Here is a 24813-nt window from a genome sequence, read left to right as displayed (position 1 = left end):
AGAATCCAGGGTTGATAGCGGCTGGGAGCGGCGAGAAAAAGGATGTTTCTCCGACCGTCTTTCACGACGGATCCCGAGGCTTGCTGCGGCCGCCCCTGATCCGCCTCCACGCTCTGATGAGAGTGCGACTAGTCTCGCCCCATCAGCGTTTTGATCAGCGTCTCGGCGAGCCAGCTTTCATATTCGTCCGAAGACCAACCCCGCTCCAACACGAGCATGCGATATACGTCGCGGCCGGTATACATCCATAGGATGTCGCGCACGCGGGCTAAGCCGAGTTGGCGCGCGACAGCGACGGATGCGACGAGACGCTTGGCACGCGCTTCCTGGAGCTTGAAGCGGACGGTCTTCAACTCCGTCTCGATCGCCTTCAGCTCGGGAGACAGGGCCGAGACGCCGCGCATAAGGCCGATCTCCTCGCGTTCCGCATCAAGGATGACCCGAGAGATCGAGGCAGTAATACGCAGAATCTCCTCGGGGTCTCTCGCGTTCTCGGCCTGCTTAGCGATCTCCGCATAGCCCAGGCCGAAGAAGGATCGCTCGACCACGGCTCTTAGAATGCCGGTCTTCGACTGGAACAGGGCATAGACGGTCGGTGCCGAAACCCCGGCGGCTGATGAGATGTCATTAATCGTGACCTTTTCCACTCCGCGCGCAGTAAAAAGCTCTTTCGCCACATCGAGAATGCGTTGACGCGTGCCGGAAGCGCGCTCCGACCGCAGCCGTGCGTCGTAGCGCCTGCGGGTCTTTGAATTGTCATTCATATTGGATATAGTAAGCTATACCCAATATACCGCCAGATCATTGAATCGGTAGGCTGGAAGGAGGAGCAGCATGATCGAGTTTGTTCCGATAAACCTCTGGGGGATCGGAACTGCGGTACTCGCAGCCTGGGTTGTCGCTGGGCTTTGGTATTCGCCGCTGCTCTTTATCCGACCGTGGGCCGAGATGTCGGGCGTCGACGGCGCGAAATTCGCCGCCGGCCTGCGGCGGGCGATTGCGGTCGACCTTGCCTCGTTTGCGGTCATGGCGTTTATCCTCGATCAGGTACTTCACGCCTGGGGCGCGCTGACAATCGTCTCGACCGTCCTCTGCACTTTCCTGCTCTGGCTCGGCTTCGTCGCTGTCACGCTGCTGCATTCGGTGACCTATGAGCACCGGCCTCTGTACTATTATGCGATCAATGCCGGCTATCGCTTGGTCAGCATGGTGGCAATGGGTGTGATCCTGACCGTGTTAGGGTAACAAAGGCGCTGTTGTCGACCTGTTCCAGGCATCCGGATTTGCTCGCACTGCGGCGCAAGTTGACCCAAAGGCGACCTTCCGGAGCCGACTTTCCTTCCCCAAACCGGACTTTGAACGCAACCAGCGCTCATGACCCGATGCGGCCAAATATCAGATGGAACATTCGACCATGTGCGGGGCAGTGCTAAAAGGTGACGAGCGGGTTTACGGTCGTGTCGCGAGTCTAACGAAAAATTCCAAGCGCTGGCATTGGCACTTTATGGATGACGTGTGGCTGTTGCTGTCCGCCGGTTTTCTAGGCTTGATGAGAGGCTAGGTAAGCAAAATGAGCGATGTGGACGAACACCTCGATCTGACGGAGATCAACGCCGTCCGCAGTTTGCTGACGTCAAAGCCACGACCGGTGGGCTGGGACGAACGCCGGGCACGGCTCGACGAGGTTGGTTCGGTCTGGCCGATTGCGGACGACATCCGATGCGAGGATGCGGTTCTCGACGGCCTTGGGGGAGAGTGGTCGCTAGCGCCTGAGAGTGACAGCGATAAGGTTCTGCTCTTCTTCCATGGTGGTGGCTACTGCTCCGGCTCGCTCAAAAGTCATCGTCGAATGGTGACCGAGGCAGGTCGAGCAATGGGAATGCGCACCCTCGCGATCGACTATCGACGCGCACCGGAACATCCTTTCCCTGCGCAACATGAAGACGCACTCACCGCATGGCGCTTTCTGGGGCGGCAAGGGATCGCGCCGGATCGCATCGTGGTTGGCGGCGACAGTGCGGGCGGCAACCTCACCCTGTGCCTGGTCAATATATTGTGCGCGGCAGGGGAGCGGTTGCCGCGATGTCTTTGGCTGGTTTCGCCCTGGACGGACCTCTCGATGGCCGGCGCGACACTATCAACTAAGGACGCAATCGACCCTATCATCCACCGGGCGTATTTGGAGGAACTGGCCACCGCCTATGTTCCCCATGGCGTTGGTCGGCGCGATCCCCTGATCTCGCCATTGTTTGCCGATCTGAGCGGATTTCCCCCAATGCTGATACAGGTCGGTTCGGCCGAGACGCTGTTGTCGGACGCAACTCGGCTCGCGCAAGCCGCTGGCGCGGCTGACGTCAAAGTACGTCTCGAAATTTGGCCGCATATGATTCACGCCTGGCCGGTTTGGAATGCAGGATTGAGTGCCGGTCGCCGCACTCTTCACAGCGCGGGCGCGTTTGTCCGCGAATATTTATAACCCTGGGTGAGGCATCTGCTGGCGCCACTTTCTCGTTCCCAATCGACGAGACGAATGACAGCATTCCGCAGGCTGCACCCGTTGCAGACATCAAACTGGGCGATGGCGGCCTCTACCATCTCGGCCGTTCTTGTCAGGAAGTGACGGCTCTGAACGCAGGCGTTGCAGGTGCCGTGCCAGACCATAAGGAGCCGATTTATCGTCCGAAGTCTCAAAGACATCGGCTGCGCTGGCGAGGGGGCGGGTGTGGTGTTGAGCAGCGGGGCTATGATGGCCCCTTCCCGCGCCGGCCGCCGCTACAGTGCATAGGGCCATTCGTCCGGCACGAAGCGATAGGCGTCGCCATCGCGCGCCACATGGCCGATGCCGGGGAACGGCAAATGCATGCCGGCGATCAGCATCCGGTCGGCAGCGACCCGGTCGAGGGTCCGCTTGCGCGTTTCGGCAGCCAGCTTGGAATCGACATCGAAGGCGATGCTCCAATCCGGGCGCGCGAACTGGTAGGTCGCCCTGTGCACGACATCGCCCCAGATGAACAGCGCCTCACCGTCCGATTCCACGATGAAGCCGGCATGGCCCGGAGTGTGGCCGGGCAGCGGCACGGTGCGGATCGAGCCGAGCGCCTCGCGCTCGCCGTCCACTTGCCGCAGGCGATCCGCATAAGCGGCGGCAGCCTTGCGTGCCCCGATGAAGAACGGCTTCGCTTCGTCCGGCGCCTGGTTCATGTTCGCATCGTCGTGCCAGAAGGCGTAGTCGGTGGCGGTGACGACGAGTTCGGCATTGGGAAACAGCGCCTGGCCGGCGGTAGTCAGCACGCCGTTGATATGGTCGGGATGCATGTGGGTAATCAGCAATGTATCGATCTGGTCCGGAGAGACGCCGGCCGCCTCGATAGCGGCCGGGAGTCGGCCGAGTGACGGGCCCATGCTGTCCGACGTACCGGCGTCGACGAGCACCAGACGGTCGCCCAGATTGATGAGATAGGCATTGACCGGTGCGCGGCGCGGTCCGGGCTGCTGGAAGCTGGCCTCAGCCAGCCGCTCCGCATCGGCCTCAGCGAGCCCGATGACCAGCTCGGAACCAATGTCGATATAGCCATCTAGTAGCGCCGTAACCTGGACCGATCCCACGTTGCGGCGCAGCGCGCCAAGCGTTGCGGCGTCGACCAGCGGCGCTCGGGCCACCGCCGGAACGGATACATTGGCTAGGAGAGTACCGCCGGTTAGGCCGGCACCGGCGAGAAAATGACGGCGGGAAAGCGGCATTGCATCGTCTCCAGTTTGGGGATCTAGAGCTCCAGGCGGAGCAAGGCGGGTCTATGTCATAGGCTCAGCTTTTTGAACTTGCCGATTCCTTATATGTCTTATTACTCTTGTTTATTAATCACGACGGAGAGTTGCCATCATGGACCGCTTGACCGAGCTGACCAGCTTCGTACGCGCCTGCGATACCGCCAGCTTCTCGGCGGCAGCGCGCGAGTTGGGCTTGAGCCAGCCGGCCGTCAGCCAGCAGATCCGCGCACTGGAAAAGCGTCTAGGGGTCCGGCTCTTTGACCGTACGACTCGCCATGTTTCGCCGACGGAAGCCGGCCGGCGTTATCTGGAGCGCGCCCGCGACATCATCGAGCGCCTCGAGGAGGCGGACCGCAGCGTCGGCTGCCTCGAATCGAAGATGTGCGGACGTCTTGCCGTCGGCGCGCCGGCCAGCTTCGGCGCAGGTGTGCTTGGCAGCTACCTGATCGAGTTCAAGCGCGCCTATCCGGAACTGTTGCTCGACGTGGCGCTGACCGACAGTTTCGTCGATGTGATCGCAGAGGGGCTCGACGTGGCGATCCGTATGGGGACCATCGATGACGACCGGCTGATCGTGCGCAAGCTCGGCGTGATCGGGCGCTGCCTTGCGGCGACGCCAGAGTATCTCGACCGCAGGGGCCGGCCGCGACGCCCGGAAGATCTCGCCGACCATGATTATCTGCTTTACGCCCACATCAGGAAGCGCGATGTCGTGCCGCTCACCGGCCCGGGCGGCGAAAAGGCCGAGGTGCGAATCCGGCCGGCCATGCGCTCCGACAATTCGCTGCTCAATCATCAGGCGTTGCTGTCCGGCGTCGGCATCGGCCTCGGGCACAGGGTGATACTCGATCCGCTCATCGCCGAAGGCTTGCTCGAACATGTGCTGCCGGACTGGCACTATGCGCCGCACCATGTGCATGCGGTCTATCCATCGAACCGCTTCATTCCGTTGAAGGTTAGGCGGTTCGTTGCCGGCTTCGCCGACCACCTCGCCGCGATCGGTGCGTTCATCGATGACAAAAAAGCATGTACATCCAAGGAAACGGCGCCGGCCCAGTGAAGTCTGACGTTTGTACGCGCAGGGAAATGGCGGAGACCGGGGGAGTCGAGATGTGGCGCGGCGGAGGTAGGCGTAGTCCCGCAACCGCGCAGTGAGTAGCTGTCGGGTGGACGGTAGCCGCAAAGCCTGGAGGCGGTCGACCTGACACCGTTGCGGCTGCTGCTCCCGCAGGACACATGAACTGCCCTTCATGGTCATTCCTCCTGCCGATCGAGAAACCGCTTCACGGCGCCGAGGAACACACCGCGCCCTGCGGCCTCGCGGTCGAGATGCACGAAGTGGGTAGCGTCCGGGATGTTCAGGCGTTCCGCTTTTGGTGCTTCGTCCACAATTGCCTTCGCATCCTCCGGTCGGCTCCAGAAATCCCGTCCGGAACGGATGACGGGCACCGGCATGGTGAGCGCCGCCGCCGACCATTGCCGGCGATCGAACGCGAGTTCGAAGCTGTCGGCCATGGCGCCGCTCGGTGACCGGAAACTCGGCGGCTGGCGCGTCGACGCCGTCTCGTCGGAGGCGAGTGCCGCATCACCATAGGCCGCGGCCACCGCGGGATCGCGCCACTGAGCCTTGTCCGCGACCGGGATGCTGTCGTCCCAGGCGGTGAACAGGCTCGGACGTGTATTCAGCCGATAACCGCCGAACGCATGGACATTGAACGTCCCAGGCCGATCCGGATTTTCGAGCAGCGAGCCGGTGCCAAGAGTGGGATGCTGGTCTGAGCCTCCATACAGGGTGTTGTAGAGGATGAGCCGATCAACCGTCTGCGGAAACCGGCTGGCATAGGCGCCGGCCCAATGCCCGCCGGTGGCCCAGCCGACGAGGCTGATCCTCGAAACGTCGCTCCATTTCGCGACGCCGTCGACCGCTGCGGAAATATCCGCCACGACGTCTTCGGTGCGCATCAGGGGAGCGGACTTGTCCGGCGGCCTGTCCATGGCCACAGGACGGCTCGATGCGCCGTAGCCGCGAAGATCCAGGACATAGACAAGGTGCCCGCCCGCCGCGAGGTCGGCGGCAATCGATCCGCCCGCAACCGGCAGATCGAAGGACGCGACGCCGGGCACGCATGCGCCATGGATGAGGAGGACGGCGGACTTGGGTTCGGACGCTGCGCCAAGACGGCGCACCTCCCGGACGAAGAGGCGCTCGCCCGTCGGTAGTTCGACGAACCTGTCGGCCCTGACGAGATCCGGCTCGCCTGCCGGGACTGGAGCCGCAGCCATGATGGCTGCGGCGAGCACAAGGGGAAAGGCGGTGAAATGGGACATGATGATATCTCCGATCGCAATCGCGTTTCGCAAAGATTGCCAGCTATTCGATATCTTATCGATGACGTATTTGAGCGCGTTTGATATCGTCAAGATATGGAACTTCGGCACTTGCGACATTTCCTCGCCGTCGCGGAGGAATTGCATATGGGGCGTGCCGCACTGCGGCTGGCCATGGCGCAGCCTCCGCTTAGTCAATCGATCGGTCGCCTGGAGAAAGAACTCGGCGTCAAACTGTTCGAGCGGGCCAACCGCCGCCTGACCTTGACGCGCGCCGGCGCGGCCTTCGTGGAGGAGGCGCGGGCATCGGTACTGCACGCCGATGCGGCGCTTCACGTCGCCCGCGCAGCGCATGACGGCGAAGCTGGCGAGATCAGGATCGGCTTCGTGTCGGCGGCTCTGTACGAACATCTGCCGCATCTCCTATCCCGGCTTCGCGAGACATATCCGGACATCCATCCAAAGCTCATCGAGGTGTCCACCAATGAGCAGATTGCGGCGCTGTCGCGGAATGAGATCGACATCGGTTTCGTGCATCCACCGCTCGGTACTGACGAACGTCTCGACGTCCATGGCTATCCTGCTGAGGATCTTATCGCGGTTCTGCCTGATGACCGGCACACGCACGGGGTGACGCTGACGGACATCGCCCGCCACGGCCTCATCATGTTTCCGGCTGCACAAGGCCCGGCACTCCACGCCCACATCATGGACACGTTCACCAAGGCTGGTCTCGAGGTGCGGATCGTCCAGGAGGCAGCGCGGGCACTGACCATGCTCTCGCTCGTAGCCGCCGGCTTTGGAGCGGCGCTGCTGCCACGATCGACCCAGCGCCTTGTGTTTCAGGGCGTCCGCTATGCAGCGATCGCAGACGTATCGCTGCCCGCCTGGCCACTTGCCGTGATCGCGAAACGGCGGCCACGGCCGGCGATTGTCGATAGCGTCTGGAAACTGCTTGAGGCTCGTTCAGACGTGAGTTGACCGCCCGCGACTGGACACGCCCGGCGGCGCGACGCGCTCGATGACATCCGCGCCGGCCGCGACAAGGCAGGTGAGGATTTCAGCGCAACAATCTGACATGGTATGGTTTTCCACGATCCTTCCCTCTAATTGGCGGTTGCGTCATTTGGCATCGTGAAAAACCAGCGCTGCACGCTAAAAGTACTTAAGGCAGGATCGCAGGGAGGCCCGTATGCAAGGCGAAAACAAAAAAGCAGCCCGGTCGGACCTCGACGAAGCCGCCCTCTATTTCCACAAGCACCCACACCCTGGAAAGCTTGAAATCCAGGCGACAAAGCCGCTCGGCAACCAGCGCGACCTGGCGCTTGCCTATTCGCCGGGCGTGGCGGTGCCCTGTCTCGAAATCCGAGACTAGACGGCTGCCGTAAGCTCCTTGCATTGGCCCTCATTGCGTCTTACGTTTGGCGCATCGATCAAGTGAGGGTATGATAATGCCCGAGACTGCAACCCTGTCCTCGAAGTTCCAGATATCGATCCCCAAGGCGATCCGGACCGCCCAGCATTGGGAAGCGGGTTTGACCTTGGCCTTCATCCCGAAGGGAACGGGCGTGCTACTCGTCCCTGTGCCGAAGCGGGAAGCGCTGAAGGGGCTGGCGAAGGGCGCTTCGGCGACGGAATATCGCGACCGGTCGGACCGTTTCTGATGGTGCTCGTCGATACCTCGGCTTGGATCGAATGGCTGATAGGCTCTCCGACTGGAGAGCAGGTGGCAGAGCATCTGCCCGAGCGAGCCGACTGGCTCGTTCCGACCATTGTGCAGTTGGAACTCGCAAAATGGCTCACTCGCGAAGTAGGCGAAGACAAAGCCGATCAGACCATCGCCTTTACGCAGGTCTGTACGGTGGTCCCGCTTGACACGGAAATCGCCCTAGCGGCCGCCGAAGCCTGCCGGAAGCACAAATTGGCGACCGCAGATGCGATCATTTTCGCGACCGCTCGGGCGCATGACGCGACGCTCCTGACTTGCGACAAGCATTTCGAGAGCCTGCCAGTCGTCACCCTCATCGAAAAGATTTAGCGCTGACATTGTTGGGCCGCGGGGTGATGTCGGCTCCGGCAGTTCACGACCGAGGGCGTGTGAAAACTCGGCACGTCGGTCAAGACGTAGAATTTTCTCCTCCGCCCAAGCGAACAGAAGCGCGCTCGTATTCGATGCGGCTCGCGCGTGAAGGTCGTTTTCCACCCGTTGCAGACATTCAAACTGGGATGTCGGCGTAGCTCGCCGCAGCGCGCCGCCCCGCGTCCAGCATTTCGATGGGACCACGCAGCGGGACGCTATGCGAAGCCAAAGGCCGCACTTTGCGACATATCACCTCTCGAAAAGCCTCGGCTGCATGCTAAGAGACTCAAAACAGCAAACGGACTGGACTGAGGAGCGGCCGGCATGCAAGGCGAAAACAAAAAAGCAGCCCGGTCGGACCTCGACGAAGCCGCACTCTATTTCCACAAGCATCCACGCCCTGGAAAGCTTGAAATCCAGGCAACAAAACCGCTCGGCAACCAGCGCGATCTGGCGCTTGCCTATTCGCCGGGCGTCGCGGCGCCCTGTCTGGAAATCCGCGACAATCCGGCAGCCGCCGCCGACTACACGGCGCGCGCCAATCTGGTTGGTGTCGTCTCCAACGGTACGGCGGTGCTCGGCTTGGGCAATATCGGCCCGCTGGCCTCCAAGCCGGTGATGGAAGGCAAGGCGGTGCTGTTCAAGAAATTCGCCGGCATCGACGTCTTCGACATCGAGATCGACGCGCCTGACATCGAGCGGATGGTCGAGACGATCTCGGCGCTGGAGCCGACCTTCGGCGGCATCAACCTCGAGGACATCAAGGCGCCCGAATGTTTTGAGGTCGAGGAACGGCTGAAGGCCCGCATGGCCATACCGGTCTTCCACGACGATCAGCACGGCACTGCGATCATCGTCGCCGCCGCCGTGCTCAACGGGCTGGAATTTGCCGGCAAGACGATCTCCGACATCAAGATCGTCACCTCCGGCGCCGGGGCAGCGGCCCTCGCCTGCCTCAACTTGCTGGTTTTGCTCGGCGCGCGCATCGAAAACATCTGGGTCACCGACCGTTTCGGCATCGCCTACAAGGGCCGCGTCGACGAAATGGACCGCTGGAAGGACCCCTATGTGAAGGACACCGAGGCGCGCACGCTGGCCGATGTGCTGCCGGGCGCCGACGTGTTCCTGGGCCTTTCGGCCGCCGGCGTGCTGAAACCGGAATTGCTCCAGCACATGGCGCCAAAACCACTGATCCTGGCCTTGGCCAACCCCAACCCCGAGATCATGCCGGAAGCGGCGCGGGCGGCGCGACCCGACGCGATGATCTGCACTGGCCGTTCCGATTTTCCCAACCAGGTCAACAACGTACTCTGCTTTCCTTACATTTTCCGTGGCGCCCTGGACTGCGGCGCCAGCGCCATCAACGAAGAGATGAAGATGGCTGCGGTGCGGGCGATCGCAGCCCTGGCCCGCGAGGAACCGTCTGACGTCGCCGCCCGCGCCTATTCCGGCGAAACGCCGATCTTCGGGCCCGATTTCCTGATCCCCTCGCCGTTCGATCCCAGGCTGATCCTGCGCATCGCGCCGGCGGTGGCCAGGGCAGCCTGCGACACCGGCGTCGCGACACGGCCGATCACCGATTTTGCCGCCTATATCGACACGCTCAACCGCTTCGTCTTCCGCTCCGGCCTGGTCATGAAGCCGGTGTTCACGATGGCCAAGACGTCGAGCGCCAAGCGCGTCATCTATGCCGACGGCGAGGACGAGCGCGTGCTGCGCGCCGCCCAGGTAGTGCTGGAGGAAGGCATCGCCGAGCCGATCCTGATCGGCCGTCCGCATGTCATCGAAGTCAGGCTGAAACGCTACGGGCTGCGCATCAAGCCGGGCGTCGATTTCGGCCTGATCAATCCCGAGGACGATCCGCGTTATCGCCACTATGTCGACCTTTTGATCGAGCTCGCCGGCCGGCGTGGCGTGACGACGGAGGCCGCGCGCACCATGGTGCGCACCGACAACACGGTGATCGCCGCACTTGCCCTCAAGCGTGGCGACGCCGACGCCATGGTCTGCGGCCTGGAAGGACGGTTCGAGCGGCATTTGCGCAATGTCACCCTGATCATCGGCCCGCGCGCCGGCATCAAGGATCACGACCTGTCGACGCTTTCGATGCTGATCTCGCAGCGCGGCATCATTTTCCTCACCGACACCCATGTCACCGTCGATCCGACCGCCGAGGAGATCGCCGAGATGACGGTGCTGGCGGCCGAGGAAATCCAGCGCTTCGGCATCGAGCCAAAGGCCGCCCTGCTGTCGCATTCGGATTTCGGCTCGCGCGATTCGCCAAGCGCGCTCAAGATGCGGCAGGCAGCGGCGATCCTGGCGCGCATCGCGCCGGACCTGCAATGCGACGGCGAGATGCATGCCGACTCGGCTCTGTCGGAGCCGCTGCGCCAGCGGGTCTATCCGCATTCGCGGCTGAAGGGCGAAGCCAATCTGCTGGTCTTCCCCAATCTCGATTCGGCCAACATCACGCTCACTGCGCTGCGCGCGATGATGGACGCGCTGCATGTCGGCCCGATCCTGCTCGGCACCGACAGGCCGGCGCATATATTGACGCCGTCGGTGACGTCACGCGGCGTCGTCAACATGACGGCGCTCGCGGTGGTCGAAGCGGCCCACAAGGCGCAGGCGGTCGTAACTCTGGGCGAAGCCGGCCTTTCGAGGTAAGATAAATGAACAGTTAACCGCAGACGCGGTAACCTTCGCAACCGACGAGGCAAGCGGAGTTCCGGATGGGCGCGAGGTGGAAGCTGACGCATGCCGCCGCATCAACTGTCAAAGGCGGCGCCGCCCCTCATCGCCCTGCCCGTCCTCCGCAGCAGCTGCGCTGCAGCTGCGGAGGGTGGACCGGGTACTTCTCCCCGTATGGTAACGGGGAGAAGGGGGCTGGCCGCAGTCTCGGCTCCCTTACTGCGACGCTGGTGATTGGCGAAACCGGTGACAAAAGCGCCCCTCTCCCCGTCCCTATACGGGGAGAGGATGCCGGCAGGCAGGTGAGGGGCAGCACCAACGCCCNGTCCCCTCTCCCCGTCCCTATACGGGGAGAGGATGCCGGCAGGCAGGTGAGGGGCAGCACCAACGCCCGGGGCGAGAAACCGCTAAAACTGACGCGTGCCGCAGCGCTGCTCGGTGCCCTGGCGCTATCAGCCTTTGCCGCCACCGAACTGCAGGCCGCCTCCGGTGTTTGCCGGCAGCTGGAAGCCGATCTCGCGGCCGCTTCGCGCGGTGGCGGCACCAAGCCAGCCCTGCTCAGGAAATATGACGATGCAATCGTGCGGCAGCGCCAGCAGATTTCAAAGGCCGTCAGCCAATCCAGCCGCGCCGGCTGCGGCTTTTCGCTGTCGCGCCGCAACGCCAACGCATGCGCCACACTCGACGCCACCATCGATCGCATGGCAGCCAATCTCGACGGCTTGCAAGCCACGCGCGCTGAACTCGCCGGCGACGGCTCGCACCGCAATCGCGCACGCATATTGGCTTCGCTCGACGCCAATGGCTGCCGCGATGATGCGGCGCCGCCAAAGCCGGCACCGGGCCGCGACGCCAGCCGTGGAACCGGCGAGAAAAACTTGCTCGACCAGCTTTTGGGCAGCGACGCAATTGGACCCGGCGCGTCCGACCGGCCTGAAGAGCCCGATCAAGCCATGGGTCCGCGCGACATCCGCACTATGCTCGATAATGGCGACGACATGGGCCAGCCGCACGGCGAATTCCGCACCATGTGCGTGCGCACCTGCGACGGCTATTTCTTCCCGATGTCGAACGCCGCCTCGCTGGGCGATTTCGAGCGCGACCAGAAGAACTGCGATTCGAGTTGCCCCGGCACCGAGATGCAGGTGTTTTATGCGCGCGGCTTTGGCGACGACTCGGGCGGCATGACGTCTTCGGTAACCGGCAGGCCCTACAGCGAGCTGCCGACCGCCTATCTCTACAAGCAGCCCGCGCGTCCGCCGGCCTGCGGCTGCAACGCCGCGCGAAATTTCGAGATCATTGCCGGCAACCCGCCAGGCCCGGAACAGCCTGACCCCGCCGACCCCGCGAGTTTGGCCAATGGCGAAGGCCGGCTCGAAGCCATCGAGCCCCGTGCCGCAAAACCCTCGCCGACGACCTTGCCGCCGCCGGAACAGCGCAAGGTCAGGGTCGTCGGGCCAACGTTCCTTCCCGACCCAGCAGCGGCAACAGATCTGCAAGCTCGGGTCCCGAGGGCTGGCCCGTAAGCGCCAGCCTGAGCGGCGTGAACAGCGCTTTGCCCTTGCGGCCGGTTGCTTCCCTGATCCTGCCGGTCCACTCGTTCCAGACCGACCCGTTCCAGGGGTCTTCCGGCAAAAGGTCGAACGCCTGGCGAAGGAACTCGCGGTCGGGGTCGGAAAAGTCCGGCTGCTCCTGCGGGCCGTCGCGAAGTGTGCGCCACCAGATTGCGGCGTCGGCCAACCTGTCGAGATTGCCGCGCACCGCCAGCCAGAACGGCTCCGCCTGTTCGCCGGAAATGCCGAGCACGATCAGCCGGTCGCGCGCCTCGGAAAACGGCATATGGTGCAGCAGCGTGCGATTGAGCACGAAAAGCTCGTCCGGATCGAATTTGGCCGGGGATTTCGATGTCGCCGCCGGATCGAATCGCTCGGCAAGCTCAGCCATCGTCTGCACGGCGGCGACGTTTTCCGAGGTGCCGACGAGCACCGCCAGCGAGGCGACCGCCATCGGCTCGATGCCGGTCTCGCGCAGGCTTTCGATGGACAGCCCGCCGCTCCGCTTCGACAGGCCCTCGCCCGATGCGGTGGTCAACAGATTGTGGTGGCCGAACACCGGCGGCTCGGCACCCAGCGCCTGGAACAAGGCCAACTGCACGCCGGTATTGGTGACGTGGTCGTCGCCGCGGATGACATGGCTGATCCCCATCTCGATGTCGTCGACCACCGAAGGCAGAGTATAGAGATAGGTGCCGTCCTCGCGCATGAGAACCGGGTCGGAAAGCGAGGCTAGGTCGACGGTTTCCTCGCCGCGCACCAGATCGTTCCAGTGGATTTCAGTGCGCTCCGGCTGCAGCGGATCGCTGGTGAAATTGGGCAGCAGAAAGCGCCAATGCGGCCGGCGGCCATCGGCTTGGTATTCGGCGACCTGCTCGGCCGTCAGCGTCAGCGCCTCGCGGCCGTAGACCGGCGGCAGGCCGCGTGTGCGGCGCACCTTGCGCCTGAGATCAAGCTCTTCCGGTGTTTCGTAGCAGGCATAGAGAAGGCGCGCCGCCTTTAATTTCTCCACCGCCGCATCGTAGATCTCGAAGCGCCGTGACTGGTATTCCGTGGCGTCGGGAAAGATGCCAAGCCAATGCAGGTCGTAGAGGATGGCGTCGGAGAATTCCTGCGTCGAGCGTGCGACGTCGGTGTCGTCGAAGCGCTGGATGAAGCGGCCCTTGTTGTTCATGGCGAACAGCCAGTTGAACAGCGCAGTGCGCGCATTGCCGATATGAATGCGGCCGGTGGGTGATGGGGCGAAACGGACGGTAACTGTCATGAATGGGGCGTACCGGATGGTTTTGCTGTTGACAAGACACGCCCCCGCGCTTGGCCGCAGACATAAGACATGACGAAGGCGATGAAAAGGCGGCAGCGCCGCGCGTTTAGCGCATCGGCCCGAAAATCGGAACCGATCTTCGGAAAGCACGATGCGCAGATTCAAAGTTGTTAGAGCGTACTTTGTGCGTCCAAGTGGACGCACGTCGCTCTAACGCATCGGCCCGAAAATCGGAACCGATTTGCGGAAAGCACGATGCGCAGATTCAAAGTTGTTGGACGCGCGCGGCGCTGCAAGTCGTCAGATCGCCAGCCCCTTGGTCAATTCGAGCGCCTGGCGCTCGAACAGCCGGCGGTAGATGCCGCCTTGCAGCCGGATCAGCTGATCATGCGAGCCCTCCTCGACGATGCGGCCGCGATCGAACACCAGAAGCCTGTCAAGCGCTCGCACCGTCGAAAGCCGGTGCGCGATGACCAGCGTCGTGCGGCCGACCATCAACCGCTCCATCGCCTGCTGGATCAGCACCTCCGATTCCGAATCGAGGCTCGACGTCGCCTCGTCCAGAATGAGGATCCGCGCATCGGCGAGGAAAGCCCTCGCGATCGCCACCCGCTGGCGCTCGCCGCCCGATAGTTTCACGCCGCGCTCGCCGACCAGCGTGCCATAGCCTTTCGGCAGATCGATGATGGAGTCGTGCGCGCTTGCCAGCCGTGCGGCACGCTCAATCTCAGCCTGCGTCGCGCTCGGCCGGGCATAGGCGATGTTTTCGGCCAGCGACCGGTGGAACAGGATCGGCTCCTGCTGGACGATAGCGATCTGCCCGCGCAGCGACGCCTGCGCCACCCCGGAAATATCCTGGCCGTCGATCAGGATCGTTCCCGCGTTCACGTCGTAAAGCCGCTGGATCAGCTTGACGAAGGTCGTCTTGCCCGAACCCGAATGGCCGACCAGCCCGACGCGCTCGCCCGGCGCGATGTCCACCGAAAAGTCGCAATACAGCGGCAGTCGGTGGCTGCCATAATGGAAGGTGACGTTGTCGAAGCTGATGCGGCCGTCGGTGATGCGGATCGGCCTGGCGCCGGGCACATCCTCGATGCCGAGCGGCTCGAACTGGAAGTCGACCAGTTCCTCCATGTCGTTGATCGAGCGCTGCAAATTGCGGATGTGCGTGCCGATATCGCGCAGATAGCCTTGCAGCACGAAGAACGAGGTCAGCACGAAGGTGACATCGCCGGCGCTCGCCTGCCCCCACGCCCACAAAAGCAGCGAAAATCCGATCACCGCTGTTCGCAGAAGCAGCAGCATCGATCCTTGCGTGGTGCCGTTGATGGTGCCGCGCACCCAGGTGCGGCGCGTGCGGGCGCGCCATCTGGCGACGACCTTGGCGAGGCGTGTTTCCTCGCGTTCCTCGGCGCCAAAGCCCTTGACCACGGCGTTGCAGCTCACCGCATCGGCCAGAGAGCCGCCAAGGCGCGTGTCCCAAGCATTGGCAAGCCTTGCCGCGGGCGCGACATAGCCAAGCGACAGCAGCGCCGTCACCGCGATGAACAGCACCGAGCCTGCGGCGACGACAGCACCCATCAGCGGCCAGAACCAGCCGAGCAGCAGCGTCGAGCCGACGAGCATGACGACGGACGGCAGCAGCGCGATCAGGATGGTGTCGTTGAGCAGGTCGAGCGCCCACATGCCACGGGTTATCTTGCGCACGGTCGATCCGGCGAAGCTGTTGGCGGGCCAGTCGGTGGAGAAACGCTGGACCCGGTGGAAGGCGTCGGCGGCGATATCCGCCATCATCTTCAGGGTCAATTCGACGATGGCCATGAAGGCGAGGTTGCGCAGCACGACACCGGTGAGCGCCAGCGCCACCAGCATCGAAAAGGCCGCCATCGCCGCGTCCCAGGCGACATCGTCGGCCGCAGCACTGCTGGCGACGGCGTCGACCAGCCGGCCGGAATAGAGCGGCGTCAGCACGTCGGCCAAGGTCGACAGCAGGAATGTCCCCATGATGAGCGAAAGCCGCCACGGCTGGCGCCGCCAATGACTGAGCGTGAAGCCAAGGACGCTGCGAAAGGCGCCGGCGCGCAAATCGATCTGAAAACGAGCCATGATGTCATTCGGGCGCAAACGAGCCCGGTCCCGGTAAGGTCGAAGTTGAGAAAACCGCGTTGGGCGAATTAGTGCCCAGGAATGCGGGAGGTTCGGCATATTGGCGGCTCGCCCGAATACGGGCGGCGACCGGCATCGTTGAATGCCTGCTGTCAGATTGCCTGGCCGTGAAGCTGAAAAACCTTCCGGCGCGCCCCTCTGAGACCTAGGCTTCGCGGCCTCGCATAACGATGTCAAATCCTGGCATTCGGTCCTCCCATTAGAGCGACGTGCGTCCATTCGGACGCACGAAGTACGCTCTAACTTCTTGAATCTGCGCATCGTGCTTTCTGAAAATCGATTCCGATTTTCAGGCCGATGCGTAGGGATCGCGGAGACGCCGTTATAGAGACGCGTCTACGCCGCGCCAAGCCAGCAGGTTGCCGAAAGCGCATCTGGTCCAACTGGTGAGGCGATTTTGCAACAATCGCGGGTTGTGCACTTCCTCGCGGCAGCCATTTTCACAGGAGCAAAAAACGGCGATCTATCCGCCGTCCCTGAACCGGTTGGTGATGGGATAACGGCGGTCGCGGCCGAAATTCTTTTTGGTGATCTTCACGCCCGGCGCTGCCTGCCGGCGCTTGTATTCGGCAATGTAGAGCAGGTGCTCGATGCGCGTCACCGTTGCCCGGTCGTGGCCGCGGGTGACGATTTCGTCGACACCCATCTCGTTCTCGACCAGACACTCCAATATGTCGTCCAGCACCGGATAGGGCGGCAGCGAATCCTGATCCGTCTGGTTCTCGCGCAGTTCCGCCGACGGCGCCTTGTCGATGATGTTGTTCGGGATCACCTCGCCGGATGGGCCCAGCGCACCCGGCGGCACATGCGTATTGCGCCAGCGCGCCAGCGCATAGACCTGCATCTTGTAGAGGTCTTTTATCGGGTTGAAGCCGCCATTCATGTCGCCGTAGAGCGTGGCGTAGCCGACCGACATCTCGCTCTTGTTGCCGGTGGTGACCACCATCGAGCCGAACTTGTTGGAGATCGCCATCAAAATGGTGCCGCGCGCGCGGCTCTGCAGGTTTTCTTCGGTGATGCCTTCCTTTGTTCCCTCGAAAAGCTGCGTCAGCGTATGCAGGAATCCCTCGACCGGCTCGAAGATCGGCACGATGTCGTAACGGCAGCCGAGCGCGCGGGCGCAATCCTCGGCGTCTTTGAGCGAGTCCTTAGAAGTGTAGCGGTAGGGCATCATCACGGCGCGCAGCCGCTCCTCGCCGAGCGCATCGACGGCAAGTGCGGCGCAGATCGCCGAATCGATGCCGCCGGAAAGCCCGAGCACGACATTCCTGAAACCGTTCTTGTTGACGTAGTCGCGCAGGCCCAGCATGCAGGCGCGGTAATCGGCCTCCTCCTTTTCCGGGATTTTCGACATCGGTCCTTCGGAGCAGACCCAGCCATCAGGACCATTTCCAAGTTGCGCGCCTGCGGCGGCGTTATTTCTATTTTGCGCGCCTGCGGCGGCGTTATTTCTATTTTGCGCGCCTGCGGCGGCGCGGTTGCGTTTCCAGGTGGTGACGTTGACCGTTTCCTCGAACTGGCTCATCTGGAAGGCCAGCGTCTTGTCGGCGCCGATGGCAAACGACGCGCCGTCGAAGATCAGCTCGTCCTGGCCGCCAAGCTGGTTGGCATAGATGATCGGCAATCCGCATTCGATGACCTGGCGGATGACAATCTGGTGGCGAACATCAACCTTGCCGCGATAATAGGGCGAGCCGTTCGGCACCAGCAGGATTTCAGCACCGCTTTCGGCCAGCGTCTCGCAGACGCCGACATCGCCCCAAATATCTTCGCAGATCGGAATCCCCAGGCGCACGCCGCGGAAATTGACCGGCCCCTGGATTTCAGGGCCGGCCTGGAAGACGCGCTTCTCATCGAATTCGCCGTAGTTCGGCAGATCGAGCTTGTAGCGCTCGGCAAGGATCTTGCCGCCATCGGCAAAGATGATCGAATTGTGCGTGCCGCTCTTGCGCTTCAGCGGCGTGCCGATGATGACGCCCGGCCCGCCATCGGCAGTGTCGCCAGCGAAATCCTGCGCCGCCCGCTCGCAGGCCTTCAGGAACGCCGGTTTCAGCACCAGGTCTTCGGGCGGATACCCAGCAAGGAAAAGCTCGGTGAACAGCACGATGTCTGCGCCCTGGCGAGCGGCATCCGCCCTCGCCTCGCGCGCCTTGGCGAGATTGCCGGCGACATCGCCAACCGTTGGATTGAGCTGGGCGACGGCGATGCGCAATATGTCGGAAGCGGTCTTGTCGGTCATGCCTGCTGACTTAGCGCGACAGAATTGGCCGGGCAATGGCGTTTGCTTGGACCACCCCAGACCGAATGACCTAGGTCATTCGTGTCAGACCGTATGACACATGTCATTCGTAAGACCGATCGGACCGCCGGATACCGATCGCGTCCTATTCGCCCATATATTCGCGCAATGCCTGCGGCGAATGGTTTTCGCCGATCGACATCGCCAGGATGCGCGAAATATGCCGGCGCGGCAGCCCGGTGTCCGCCGCCCAGGCATTGATCTGGTTCTGGATCTTGTCGAGATCGCGCTTCGAGGTCGGGTGTTCGGCGATGTCCAGGCCGGCGTCGCGCAGTGCGGCCGCCATGTCGCCTGAGATGATGAGGGCGTCCCACTCCAGCCACCTCAAAAAATACTGGCCGGTATTGCCGCCGAGCCGGCTGCCATGCTTGCCGAGATAGGCCATCAGTCCAACCTGGTCGTCTTCTGGCCAGTCGGCGAGGAACCTGCCAAAGCCGCCGTGCTCCTTCGACACAAGCTCGACGAAAGCCGCGTTGTCGCGAACCGCCTTGATCTTCTGCGGATTGCGCACGATGCGCTCGTCGGCCGTCAGCTCGTGCCAGAAATCGTCAGGCTGGAACAACAGCCGCTTCGGCTCGAAGCCGAGAAACGCTTGTTCGAAACCCGGCCATTTCTGCTCGATGACGCGCCAGACGAAACCGGCGGCGAAAACACGCTCGGCCATCGTCGACAGGATGCGGTCATCGGAAATGTCAGCCACCGCGGCATTGTCGGGCATCGGCCCCAGCAGCGATGCCAGCACCGATTCCCCGCCCTTGCGTCTGGCCGCGCGGGCGCGGATTTTCTGAAAATCCATCATTGTTTCCTCACCCTGTCGCGTCAATCTACCACTTCCCGCGCGAACCGGCAGCCTCTAGGTCTATGCGGACGCTGACGACGGAGGCGACAATGAACAAGACGATCGAAGATTTGGCAAACCGCTGGCTGCGGCGAAGGCCGGATGGCCTAAGCCAGGTCGAGAGCCAGGTGCTGCAAAGCACGCTCGAACGCACCACGATCGCGAAGGACACCAACAAGGCCGTCGCTTTTCACCAGACGTTTGGCGACCGCCTCGCCGATACCATGGCCCGGATCGGCGGTTCGTGGTCCTTCATCCTGGTCTTCATCGCCTTCCTGATCCTGTGGACGTCAGGCAATGCCTGGCTTTTGTCGCGCGACGCCTTCGATCCCTATCCCTTCATCTTCCTCAACCTTATCCTGTCGATGGTCGCTGCGCTGCAGGCGCCGGTGATCATGATGGCGCAGAACCGCCAGGCCGAGCGCGACCGCATCGACGCCGCCCACGACTACGAGGTCAATCTCAAGGCCGAGATCGAGATCATGGCGCTGCATGAGAAGCTGGACGAACTGCGCCACAGCCAGATCGTTGGCATGCGCGACGAGATCGCGCAGCTGGCCGAACAGGTGAAGCGGATCGACGAGATACTGTCGAAGCAGCGGACGCCTTCATGACGGATGCCATCCACAATCTCATCGAGCAATATGGGCTGATTGCCGTCTTCCTAGGCTGTGTCGCCGAGGGCGAAAGTGCCGCCCTCCTCGGCGGTTTTTTCGCGCATCAGCATGTTTTCGTCCTGTGGCAGGCGTTCCTGGCGGCCGGCATCGGCGCCTTTGCCGGCGACAGCTGTTTCTTTATCCTCGGACGAAGCTTCGCCGACCATCCATTCGTGGTCAAACTGAAGGGCCGCCCGGGTTTCAGCCACGCCTATCGTCTTGTCTCCACCCATCCCGACATTTTCGTGCTGACGAACCGCTTTATCTATGGCCTGCGCCTTGTCGGCGGCATCGCGGCCGGATTGTCCGGCATGGCCGTGACGCGCTTTGTCATTCTCAACGCCATTTCATCGATGGTCTGGGCCGGATTGTTCACCACCATCGGCTATGTGTTCGGGCTGGGCGCGGAGCGCATCGTCGGCCAGGCGTTGGTCCGTCACGAGCGATTGTTGATCGCCCTGGCGATTGGCCTGGCAGCAGCGATCCTCGCCTGGTTCATCGCTCACACCATTGCCAAGAAGGAGCGCAGCAAGGAGACGTGAGGATCAGTCGATGCCGAGCGCCCGGTCGCCGCGATCAAGGATCAGCGGGATGATCAGGTCTTCCTCGTCGGCAAGATGCCGGGTCAGCATGGCGATCAGCCGGCTGTTCTCGTCGGCATAGGCATCGGCGGCAAAGCGCTGCTTGTCCTCGCTCTCGCTTAGCGTGCGGATGAAAGCGTTTGCCGCCTCGGCATTGCGCTCCAGCCCTTCATGGATCGTATGATGATCGGCATCGAGAATCTCGAAGCCGCGCTTCAGCCGGGTCTCGGCCTTGGCGAAGACCGGAAAATAATGGATATCCTCGAGATTATGGTGGCCATCGAGATGACCGAGAAAATGGTTGAGGCGCGGCGCGAACCAGCGCGCGAACTCCCGCGCCGTCAGCCTGCCCTCGCGATAGTCGCCAATGCCGTTGGTCAGCATGCCGCCGAGCTCGCGGAACATGTCGTGCCGCTGCAGCCACATGTTGGCGATGCCATGGATATTGGCGTGGCACTGCCAGACCTCGCGCGGGTATTTTTCAGCCAGCCAGCGCAAATCGTCCGGCAGGCCTGCGCGTTCGAGCAGCAGGGAATCGGCGGTCATGTCGGTCTCCTCAGACCATGATCCCGGAAAGTGGATACCGGTTTTCGGAACAAATCATGGGATCAGGTTGTGATGACCGGCATGTAGGGATTTGATGGCTAGACCGGTAGCCCGACGATTCGCTCGATGATGGCGATGCCCCAGACGCCGGCAACGATCACCACCGAAATCAGCACCGCCAGCGAACCGCAGTCCTTGGCGAGTTGGATATCGACGTTGAACTCCCGGCTGAACGCATCGCATGCGGCCTCGATGCCGGTGTTCAGCACTTCGACCATGATCAGCAGCAGCACCGCGCCGATCAGCAGCGCATAGCCGCGCCACGACACCGAAACAAACCAGCCGACCGGCAGCGCCAGCACGAGCAGCATTAGTTCCTGCTGGAAGGCTTTTTCGCTGGAAGCCAATTTGCGAAATGCCCGCACTGAATTGAAGAAAGCATCGATCAGCCGCTGCATGCCAAACCTTTCCGAACCACCGGCAGGGGATAGCGCAATGGCCGGATCAAGGGAATAAGGCGATGGCTGCAAAAATCATTTGCCGGCGAGCTTGTCACTCATCGGCGACCTTGATCGACGGCGTCGACTTTTCGAACTGCGGCAGCCCATCGTCGATCATGTAGTAGTCGCCCTTGTCGCCGACGAATATGTGGCATTGGCCCTGAAGTCCGGTGGGCTTGTCGAACAGTCCGGCGAGAACCGAAACATATTCATCATCCTGCGGCTTCCAGAACAGCAACGAGCCGCATGTCTTGCAGAAACCGCGCCTGGCAAACGAAGATGCTTCGTACCAGGTGATGCTTTCCGCGCCCAAAATCGTGATGTCTGCGTTGGCAACATTGGTTGCAGCGTAGAAATGCCCGCTCTGCTTCCGGCATTGCGAGCAGTGGCAGTAGATGACGCCGCGCAAGGCCCCTCGCGTCTTGAACCGCACAGCCCCGCACAGGCAAGAGCCGCTATGTGTGTTGTCCATCTCGGGCCTCCCGACGCTGCCGTGATCCTCGGCGTCCCTGGCCAGGATTCCAGTTTTGCAGCGGCCGTGCTCAAGCGAATGCGACATTCGACGGGCGTGTTCCGCACAGCACGGTTTGGACAAAGCGGCAGGCCGCGCCTACAGCCTCTCGACGGTCCGGCAATTGTTAAAGCAATATCTTTCCATATGAATTTTTATGGGCTATATTTTCATCAGAAAGGAGACGCTGCCGACAATGCAACCCAATCTCGCCGCCAACACGGCCGAAAATGTAGTGCTGACCAAGGCGACGCTGCGCGCCGCCGACCTGCTGGACATTACCGCCAGGATGCTGGCCTCCATCATCGGGGTTTCGGAAGCCACGGTTTCGCGCATGCGCAGGCAGGAATTCCTGCTGGAGCGTGGAACCAAGCCGTTCGAGCTGGCCGTGCTGTTCGTCCGCCTGTTCCGCTCGCTCGACGCCATTGTCGGCGGCGACGAGACCGTCGCCCGGACGTGGCTGAAGAATGCCAACACGGCCTTCGATGGCACCCCGCTCGAAAAAATCGTGACGATATCAGGGCTTATCGATGTCATCGCCTATCTGGACTCCCGACGCGCTCTCGTCTGAAGCCGCCAAACGAGGTGGCAAGCATGGGCTCGATGGCAAGGATGGGCTCGACGGCAAATACTGGCGCATGGTCGAGGCGCAGCACCGCGTCTCGACATTGAAAGTCGTTGACACGCTCGACGAGCAGGCCCTCCTCGAAGACCTGATCGAGGAAACCAAGCCGCAAATCCCCTTGGAATGCCGGCATCTGCATTATCTCCTGGCAACGCCCTTCCGCTACGGCTCGATCTACCCGCACGGTTCGCGCTTCCGCCGCGCCGGCAGGACCAAGGGCGTCTACTATGCGGCGGAAACCATTATGACCGCCGTCTCTGAGATGGCTTTTTACCGCCTGCTGTTCTTCGCCGAATCACCGGCTACGCCGTGGCCGCGCGACGCCGCCGAATACACCGCCTTCGCCGCAGCGATACGCAGCACAAATGTGATCGACCTGACGCGGCCGCCGCTCGACCGCGACGCGGCGGCGTGGACGCACCCGACCGACTATGCGGCCTGCCAGAATATTGCCGATGTCGCGCGCGAAGCCGGGCTGGAGGCGATCCGCTATCGCTCCGTGCGCGACCCGAAAGGCGCTAACGTGGCGCTGCTGGCATGCAGCGGCTTTGCCAAGCCGAAACCGCTGGAACCCCACACCTGGCGCATCAGGCTGGGCGCCTTCGGCGTGCAGGCGATCTGCGAGTTCCCGCAAAACCGGATCGAGTTTTCCAGGACGGCGTTTGCCGCCGATCCCCGGCTCAACGGACTGCGCTGGGAGCGCGGGCGCTGACCGGCGAGTGCGTAACGCAGCAGCGTCACGCCCTGGGTAAGGCTTTCCTTACCGAGCGGCTTCAAGGTCAGAAGTACGGCTTGCCGCCAGCGCCTCCGTTTATGTCCTCGCACGAAAATGCACGATTGCATTGCCCAAGGCGGGTAGCCCGAAGATACCCGACGGTGATGAGCCGTCCAGTGGTCCGGGTTCCTCAGGGGCTGGGGCTTTCTCCGGCGCCTCTTAATCGATGGCGACTGAATCAGCCGTTGACGGCCTGCTTGTGCTGGACCGGGTGGCTTTTCTTGAGCAGGTCCGAGACCAGGAACGCCAGTTCGATCGCCTGGTCGGCGTTGAGGCGCGGGTCGCAATGGGTGTGGTAGCGGTCCTGCAATTCCTCGGCGGTGATGGCGCGGGCGCCACCGGTGCATTCGGTGACGTTCTTGCCGGTCATCTCGATATGGATGCCGCCCGGATGCGTCCCTTCGGCACGATGCACCTCGAAGAAGCTCTGCACTTCCTTCAGGATGCGGTCGAATGGCCGTGTCTTGTAGCCGGCGGCCTCGATCGTGTTGCCATGCATCGGGTCCGACGACCACACCACGCTGCGGCCTTCCTTCTGCACCGCGCGCACCAGCTTCGGCAGATGCTCGGCGACCTTGTCGGAGCCGAAGCGCGCGATCAGCGTCAGCCGGCCGGGCTCGTTTTCCGGGTTGAGCAGGTCGATGAGCTGCAGCAACCCGTCCGGCGTCAGCGACGGGCCGCATTTCAGGCCCAGCGGGTTCTTGATGCCACGGCAGTATTCGACATGGGCATGGTCGGGCTGGCGGGTGCGATCGCCGATCCAGATCATGTGGCCGGAGGTTGCATACCAGTCGCCGGAGGTCGAATCGACGCGGGTCAGCGCCTCCTCGTAGCCGAGCAGCAGCGCCTCGTGGCTGGTGTAGAAGTCGGTCTCGCGCAGCGCGTAATTGGTCTCCGAGGTGATGCCGACAGCCTTCATGAAGTCCATCGTCTCGGTGATGCGGTTGGCGAGCGACTCGTATTTCTCGCCCTGCGGGCTGTCGGACACGAAGCCCAGCATCCATTGATGCACGTTCTCCAGGCTGGCGTAGCCGCCCTGCGCAAACGCGCGCAACAGGTTGAGCGTCGCCGCCGACTGGCGGTAGGCCATCTCCTGGCGCGCGGGATCGGGAATGCGCGACTTGGCGTCGAATTCGATGCCGTTGATGATGTCGCCGCGATAGCTGGGCAGCGTCACGCCGCCCTTGGTCTCGTTGTCGGACGAGCGCGGCTTGGCGAACTGGCCGGCAACACGGCCGACCTTCACCACCGGCTGCGCGCCGGCGAAGGTCAGCACCACGGACATCTGCAGGAAGACACGGAAGAAGTCGCGGATGTTGTCCGCGCCATGCTCGGCGAAACTCTCGGCGCAATCACCGCCCTGCAGAAGGAATGCGTCACCGGCAGCAACGGTCGCAAGCTGCTTCTTCAGCTTGCGTGCCTCACCTGCAAAAACCAGCGGTGGAAAGGTGGCGAGCTGGGCTTCCGTGTTCTTCAGCGCGGCAAGATCCGGATAGGCAGGAACCTGCTGGATCGGCTTTGCTCTCCACGAATTCGGCGACCATTTCGTCATCGTTGCACCCAAAATTCCTTCCAGCGGGTGTTATAGCCCGCCATTTCGCCCCAATATGGGGATCGCGGCTCCATACACGA

General features: G+C 62.6%; 23 protein-coding genes and 1 pseudogene. 13 read left to right on the top strand and 11 right to left on the bottom strand.

Features of this window, described 5'->3' with window-relative positions:
* Nucleotides 1-128 precede the first annotated feature (128 nt).
* Nucleotides 129-764, bottom strand: a complete 636-nt coding sequence (locus X738_RS66725) for a TetR/AcrR family transcriptional regulator (RefSeq protein ID WP_023801123.1) — start codon at nt 762-764, stop codon at nt 129-131.
* Nucleotides 765-834: 70 nt separating this feature from the next.
* Between X738_RS66725 and X738_RS66720 the strand changes: the two genes are divergently transcribed.
* Together X738_RS66720 and X738_RS66715 are read left to right on the top strand one after the other, a co-directional pair.
* The gene (locus tag X738_RS66720) at nt 835-1245 is read left to right on the top strand and encodes a DUF1761 domain-containing protein (protein WP_023801122.1); all 411 of its coding nucleotides are present in this window, start codon (nt 835-837) and stop codon (nt 1243-1245) included.
* 325 nt (nt 1246-1570) lie between these two features.
* Complete coding sequence (locus X738_RS66715) at nt 1571-2476, top strand: alpha/beta hydrolase (protein WP_031255665.1); 906 nt, start codon at nt 1571-1573, stop codon at nt 2474-2476.
* Nucleotides 2477-2772: 296 nt separating this feature from the next.
* Here X738_RS66715 and X738_RS66710 read toward each other — a convergent pair whose 3' ends face one another.
* A complete protein-coding gene (locus tag X738_RS66710) occupies nt 2773-3741 on the bottom strand; it encodes an MBL fold metallo-hydrolase (protein ID WP_023801120.1) in 969 nt (322 codons plus the stop codon).
* A gap of 139 nt (nt 3742-3880) precedes the next feature.
* On the opposite strand from X738_RS66710, the gene X738_RS66705 reads away from it, so the two are divergent.
* Entirely contained in the window at nt 3881-4828 is a 948-nt protein-coding gene (locus X738_RS66705; protein ID WP_023801119.1) for a LysR family transcriptional regulator, read from the top strand.
* A gap of 194 nt (nt 4829-5022) precedes the next feature.
* Here X738_RS66705 and X738_RS66700 read toward each other — a convergent pair whose 3' ends face one another.
* Entirely contained in the window at nt 5023-6096 is a 1074-nt protein-coding gene (locus X738_RS66700; protein ID WP_023801118.1) for an alpha/beta hydrolase, read from the bottom strand.
* A gap of 111 nt (nt 6097-6207) precedes the next feature.
* Between X738_RS66700 and X738_RS66695 the strand changes: the two genes are divergently transcribed.
* The 6 genes and pseudogenes from X738_RS66695 to X738_RS66670 all read left to right on the top strand — a co-directional run bounded on the left by X738_RS66695 (nt 6208) and on the right by X738_RS66670 (nt 12393).
* Entirely contained in the window at nt 6208-7077 is an 870-nt protein-coding gene (locus X738_RS66695) for a LysR family transcriptional regulator (protein ID WP_245277742.1), read from the top strand.
* A 211-nt stretch (nt 7078-7288) separates the two neighbouring features.
* Nucleotides 7289-7468, top strand: a pseudogene (locus X738_RS66690) (hypothetical protein); the annotation flags it as partial.
* Between the two features lie 73 nt (nt 7469-7541).
* Nucleotides 7542-7760, top strand: coding sequence for an AbrB/MazE/SpoVT family DNA-binding domain-containing protein (locus X738_RS66685; protein WP_268929459.1), 219 nt, complete (start codon nt 7542-7544; stop codon nt 7758-7760).
* Complete coding sequence (locus tag X738_RS66680; protein WP_023801114.1) at nt 7760-8134, top strand: type II toxin-antitoxin system VapC family toxin; 375 nt, start codon at nt 7760-7762, stop codon at nt 8132-8134. The genes X738_RS66685 and X738_RS66680 overlap by 1 nt, the downstream gene beginning before the upstream one ends.
* A gap of 366 nt (nt 8135-8500) precedes the next feature.
* A complete protein-coding gene (locus X738_RS66675; RefSeq protein WP_023801113.1) occupies nt 8501-10843 on the top strand; it encodes an NADP-dependent malic enzyme in 2343 nt (780 codons plus the stop codon).
* 395 nt (nt 10844-11238) lie between these two features.
* Nucleotides 11239-12393 (top strand): DUF2865 domain-containing protein, encoded by a 1155-nt coding sequence (locus X738_RS66670; protein WP_023801112.1) that lies wholly within the window; start codon nt 11239-11241, stop codon nt 12391-12393.
* Here the strand turns inward: X738_RS66670 and gltX are convergent.
* From gltX to X738_RS66650, 4 genes are all read right to left on the bottom strand, one after another.
* On the bottom strand, nt 12311-13684 hold the full coding sequence (gene gltX, locus X738_RS66665) for a glutamate--tRNA ligase (protein WP_023801111.1): 1374 nt from the start codon (nt 13682-13684) through the stop codon (nt 12311-12313). The two genes, X738_RS66670 and gltX, sit on opposite strands and share 83 nt — an antisense overlap.
* Nucleotides 13685-13984: 300 nt before the next feature.
* The gene (locus X738_RS66660) at nt 13985-15790 is read right to left on the bottom strand and encodes an ABC transporter ATP-binding protein (protein WP_023801110.1); all 1806 of its coding nucleotides are present in this window, start codon (nt 15788-15790) and stop codon (nt 13985-13987) included.
* Between the two features lie 523 nt (nt 15791-16313).
* Nucleotides 16314-18089, bottom strand: a complete 1776-nt coding sequence (locus X738_RS66655; RefSeq protein ID WP_023801109.1) for an NAD+ synthase — start codon at nt 18087-18089, stop codon at nt 16314-16316.
* A 145-nt stretch (nt 18090-18234) separates the two neighbouring features.
* Nucleotides 18235-18948: a DNA-3-methyladenine glycosylase I gene (locus tag X738_RS66650; protein WP_023801108.1), complete on the bottom strand. Its 714-nt coding sequence runs from the start codon at nt 18946-18948 to the stop codon at nt 18235-18237.
* 89 nt (nt 18949-19037) lie between these two features.
* On the opposite strand from X738_RS66650, the gene X738_RS66645 reads away from it, so the two are divergent.
* The gene (locus X738_RS66645) at nt 19038-19601 is read left to right on the top strand and encodes a DUF1003 domain-containing protein (protein ID WP_023801107.1); all 564 of its coding nucleotides are present in this window, start codon (nt 19038-19040) and stop codon (nt 19599-19601) included.
* On the top strand, nt 19598-20185 hold the full coding sequence (locus tag X738_RS66640) for a DedA family protein (RefSeq protein ID WP_023801106.1): 588 nt from the start codon (nt 19598-19600) through the stop codon (nt 20183-20185). The genes X738_RS66645 and X738_RS66640 overlap by 4 nt, the downstream gene beginning before the upstream one ends.
* Nucleotides 20186-20188: 3 nt before the next feature.
* On the opposite strand, the gene X738_RS66635 is transcribed toward X738_RS66640, so the two are convergent.
* The 3 genes from X738_RS66635 to X738_RS66625 all read right to left on the bottom strand — a co-directional run bounded on the left by X738_RS66635 (nt 20189) and on the right by X738_RS66625 (nt 21742).
* The gene (locus X738_RS66635; RefSeq protein ID WP_023801105.1) at nt 20189-20770 is read right to left on the bottom strand and encodes a hemerythrin domain-containing protein; all 582 of its coding nucleotides are present in this window, start codon (nt 20768-20770) and stop codon (nt 20189-20191) included.
* Nucleotides 20771-20868: 98 nt separating this feature from the next.
* A complete protein-coding gene (locus X738_RS66630) occupies nt 20869-21228 on the bottom strand; it encodes a diacylglycerol kinase (protein ID WP_023801104.1) in 360 nt (119 codons plus the stop codon).
* A gap of 94 nt (nt 21229-21322) precedes the next feature.
* The gene (locus tag X738_RS66625; protein WP_023801103.1) at nt 21323-21742 is read right to left on the bottom strand and encodes a GFA family protein; all 420 of its coding nucleotides are present in this window, start codon (nt 21740-21742) and stop codon (nt 21323-21325) included.
* 235 nt (nt 21743-21977) lie between these two features.
* Here X738_RS66625 and X738_RS66620 point away from each other — a divergent pair, with 235 nt between their 5' ends.
* Nucleotides 21978-22352 (top strand): MbcA/ParS/Xre antitoxin family protein, encoded by a 375-nt coding sequence (locus X738_RS66620; protein WP_023801102.1) that lies wholly within the window; start codon nt 21978-21980, stop codon nt 22350-22352.
* The gene (locus tag X738_RS66615) at nt 22312-23118 is read left to right on the top strand and encodes an RES family NAD+ phosphorylase (RefSeq protein WP_023801101.1); all 807 of its coding nucleotides are present in this window, start codon (nt 22312-22314) and stop codon (nt 23116-23118) included. The genes X738_RS66620 and X738_RS66615 overlap by 41 nt, the downstream gene beginning before the upstream one ends.
* Before the next feature lie 241 nt (nt 23119-23359).
* Here the strand turns inward: X738_RS66615 and X738_RS66610 are convergent, their stop codons facing one another.
* Nucleotides 23360-24733: a class II 3-deoxy-7-phosphoheptulonate synthase gene (locus X738_RS66610; protein ID WP_023801100.1), complete on the bottom strand. Its 1374-nt coding sequence runs from the start codon at nt 24731-24733 to the stop codon at nt 23360-23362.
* Nucleotides 24734-24813: the final 80 nt, after the last annotated feature.

Source organism: Mesorhizobium sp. L48C026A00, from assembly GCF_000502375.1.
Classification (GTDB): domain Bacteria; phylum Pseudomonadota; class Alphaproteobacteria; order Rhizobiales; family Rhizobiaceae; genus Mesorhizobium; species Mesorhizobium muleiense.
The sequence above is the reverse complement of the archived record's forward strand: the minus strand, read 5'-3'. Positions and strand labels throughout refer to the sequence as shown.

Coding starts and splice junctions, on each gene's coding strand:
- X738_RS66720 (WP_023801122.1), top strand. CDS start 835: ATGATCGAGTTTGTTCCGATAAACCTCTGGGGGATCGGAACTGCGGTA.
- X738_RS66645 (WP_023801107.1), top strand. CDS start 19,038: ATGAACAAGACGATCGAAGATTTGGCAAACCGCTGGCTGCGGCGAAGG.
- X738_RS66655 (WP_023801109.1), bottom strand. CDS start 18,089: ATGACCGACAAGACCGCTTCCGACATATTGCGCATCGCCGTCGCCCAG.
- X738_RS66710 (WP_023801120.1), bottom strand. CDS start 3,741: ATGCCGCTTTCCCGCCGTCATTTTCTCGCCGGTGCCGGCCTAACCGGC.
- X738_RS66675 (WP_023801113.1), top strand. CDS start 8,501: ATGCAAGGCGAAAACAAAAAAGCAGCCCGGTCGGACCTCGACGAAGCC.
- X738_RS66660 (WP_023801110.1), bottom strand. CDS start 15,790: ATGGCTCGTTTTCAGATCGATTTGCGCGCCGGCGCCTTTCGCAGCGTC.
- X738_RS66685 (WP_268929459.1), top strand. CDS start 7,542: ATGATAATGCCCGAGACTGCAACCCTGTCCTCGAAGTTCCAGATATCG.
- X738_RS66620 (WP_023801102.1), top strand. CDS start 21,978: ATGCAACCCAATCTCGCCGCCAACACGGCCGAAAATGTAGTGCTGACC.
- X738_RS66650 (WP_023801108.1), bottom strand. CDS start 18,948: ATGATGGATTTTCAGAAAATCCGCGCCCGCGCGGCCAGACGCAAGGGC.
- X738_RS66700 (WP_023801118.1), bottom strand. CDS start 6,096: ATGTCCCATTTCACCGCCTTTCCCCTTGTGCTCGCCGCAGCCATCATG.
- gltX (WP_023801111.1), bottom strand. CDS start 13,684: ATGACAGTTACCGTCCGTTTCGCCCCATCACCCACCGGCCGCATTCAT.
- X738_RS66635 (WP_023801105.1), bottom strand. CDS start 20,770: ATGACCGCCGATTCCCTGCTGCTCGAACGCGCAGGCCTGCCGGACGAT.
- X738_RS66715 (WP_031255665.1), top strand. CDS start 1,571: ATGAGCGATGTGGACGAACACCTCGATCTGACGGAGATCAACGCCGTC.
- X738_RS66615 (WP_023801101.1), top strand. CDS start 22,312: ATGTCATCGCCTATCTGGACTCCCGACGCGCTCTCGTCTGAAGCCGCC.
- X738_RS66640 (WP_023801106.1), top strand. CDS start 19,598: ATGACGGATGCCATCCACAATCTCATCGAGCAATATGGGCTGATTGCC.
- X738_RS66625 (WP_023801103.1), bottom strand. CDS start 21,742: ATGGACAACACACATAGCGGCTCTTGCCTGTGCGGGGCTGTGCGGTTC.
- X738_RS66610 (WP_023801100.1), bottom strand. CDS start 24,733: ATGACGAAATGGTCGCCGAATTCGTGGAGAGCAAAGCCGATCCAGCAG.
- X738_RS66630 (WP_023801104.1), bottom strand. CDS start 21,228: ATGCAGCGGCTGATCGATGCTTTCTTCAATTCAGTGCGGGCATTTCGC.
- X738_RS66705 (WP_023801119.1), top strand. CDS start 3,881: ATGGACCGCTTGACCGAGCTGACCAGCTTCGTACGCGCCTGCGATACC.
- X738_RS66725 (WP_023801123.1), bottom strand. CDS start 764: ATGAATGACAATTCAAAGACCCGCAGGCGCTACGACGCACGGCTGCGG.
- X738_RS66680 (WP_023801114.1), top strand. CDS start 7,760: ATGGTGCTCGTCGATACCTCGGCTTGGATCGAATGGCTGATAGGCTCT.